The 1,804-nt window shown below is 69.0% G+C and carries 2 protein-coding genes, 1 pseudogene and 1 riboswitch; of the genes and pseudogenes, 1 reads left to right on the top strand and 2 read right to left on the bottom strand.

Annotated features, from left to right (window positions below):
- Positions 1–385, top strand: a 385-nt coding sequence (locus G3N93_RS39585) for a phosphoribosyltransferase family protein (RefSeq protein ID WP_277396614.1), incomplete at its 5' end; no start/stop codon positions are given.
- A 7-nt stretch (positions 386–392) separates the two neighbouring features.
- Here the strand turns inward: G3N93_RS39585 and G3N93_RS39590 are convergent.
- Both G3N93_RS39590 and G3N93_RS39595 read right to left on the bottom strand, forming a co-directional pair.
- Positions 393–791: pseudogene (locus G3N93_RS39590) on the bottom strand (polyhydroxyalkanoate depolymerase); the annotation flags it as partial.
- A 204-nt stretch (positions 792–995) separates the two neighbouring features.
- Entirely contained in the window at positions 996–1,292 is a 297-nt protein-coding gene (locus G3N93_RS39595) for a hypothetical protein (RefSeq protein ID WP_206135482.1), read from the bottom strand.
- A gap of 142 nt (positions 1,293–1,434) precedes the next feature.
- Positions 1,435–1,626: riboswitch (cobalamin riboswitch) on the top strand.
- The last annotated feature ends 178 nt before the right edge of the window (positions 1,627–1,804 follow it).

The following is a 1,804-nucleotide window of genomic DNA, read 5'->3' on the forward strand; positions in this document are numbered from 1 at the left end:
GTGTCTGCTGTGGGGCGGTGTTTGTGTGAAGTGCAGCGGCGACCGCCGGGATCTACACGCGTGCGCACACCCTTTCCCTCCACGCCGCGCGTCCGATCTGCGGCCGGTCGAAGGGCGCATCGCGATCGTCGTCGACGACGGCGTCGCGACCGGCGCGTCGATGCGCGTCGCGCTGCAGGCGTTGCGCGAGCGTCACCCGGCGCGGATCGTGGCGGCTGCCCCGGTCGCACCGGCGGGCACGCGCCATGTGTTCGACGATCTGGCCGATGCGTTCGTCACCGTGTCGCTGCCGCTGCCGTTCTTCGGGATCAGCCAGTTCTACGCACGCTTCGAGCAGACGAGCGACGACGAGGTACGCGCATTGCTCGACGCGGCGCGGCTCTGATTCGGGATCACGTCCGCCTGATGCGACGCGGGCGAGGGCGGCGGGTTTCGGCCCACGCGAACACGCGCTGCAGCATCGGATGGACATCCCCGTGCCAGCGCGCCCCCGTAAACAGCCCGTAGTGATCGCAGTCGTCGATGTCGATGCGGTAGCGCTCGTCGTCGGCGAGGCTGCTGCACAGGTCGAGCGCCGCATGCGTCTGGCCGGCGCCCGTGACCTTGTCGCACGCACCTTCGACGGTCAGCAGGACGATGCCGCGCAAGGCCGCCGGCTCGACGCGCTGGCCGCCCACGTCCCACGTGCCGAGCGCAAGGCTCATGCGCTGGAACACGATGTCGACCGTATCGAGGAAATACTCGGCCGGCATGTCGAGCAGCGCCGTGTATTCGAGCAGCGCGCGCCGCGCGCTGCGTCCGAGCCCCGCGTAACCGTCGTCGCCGATGCCCACTACCGTCAGCCACGCCGTCATGCACCCTTCCCCATCGTTCGATTCCCTACCGTGTGTTGCGATGCGCGGCGGCCGGGCTGCCGCGCGTTGATTCGTCGATGATCCTGATCCGCGCCCACGCCGTGCGTGTCGCCCGCCTATCGGTGCGATACGGCGATGACGCTAGCCGCGCGTCACCGGGCCAATCAAGACCAGCAAGCCCAAATACATGCCGCCGATCGACGCGATCAGCAGCCAGCCGAGCAGCAGCCACATGAGCGGCCGCGCCCCGATTTTCCTGTACAGGAACGTGCCACCCGCCACGATCGGCACGCCGAGGCCGGCGAGCCCGACATTCTTCGGCCACTCGGCCGCCGGTGCAAGCGGGATCAGTATGCACGCGAGCAGCATCCAGGCCGGGATGGCCAGCAAGCCCAGTGCAATACCCATGCCGAACAGCTCCGTCCTGCCGAGTTTCATCGCGGATGCCGGCGGTCGCCGATCTGATGTCGAGCCGCCAATCGTACCATTTGCGAGATAGCTCAAAACCGGCTGCGACCGTGCTGTGACGCGGTTGCGCGGCGTATCGACAATGCCGGATCGTCGCGAAAATCGGGTATCCTACGGCCGTTCGTTCGCCGGTGCCCCTCGGGGCCGAAGAGGGAACACAGGGCGCGCCACGCGCCGCTGTGGCTGCCCCCGCAACTGTAGACAGCGAGCCGATCTCCCCCTCATGCCACTGGTTCCACCGGGAAGGCCGGGAGCCGGCGCCGACCTGTCAGCCAGGAGACCTGCCGGCCTGAAAGTGCGTGCGTGCCAGTCGGCGTCGGGCGGGGTGTACCGATGCGTTGGCCGCGGCGCGACACTGTCCCGGTACCCCGTTGAGTTCCGCCCCCGTTTCGATTCCTGAGTCGCCCGTCGTGCGCCCGTCGGCCTGCCCGGGGCTCGTGCGCGTGGTCGCGGCCGCCGACGGCGGGCTGTGCCGGGTCAAG

It is taken from the genome of Burkholderia sp. Se-20378, from assembly GCF_017104665.1.
GTDB lineage: Bacteria > Pseudomonadota > Gammaproteobacteria > Burkholderiales > Burkholderiaceae > Burkholderia > Burkholderia lata.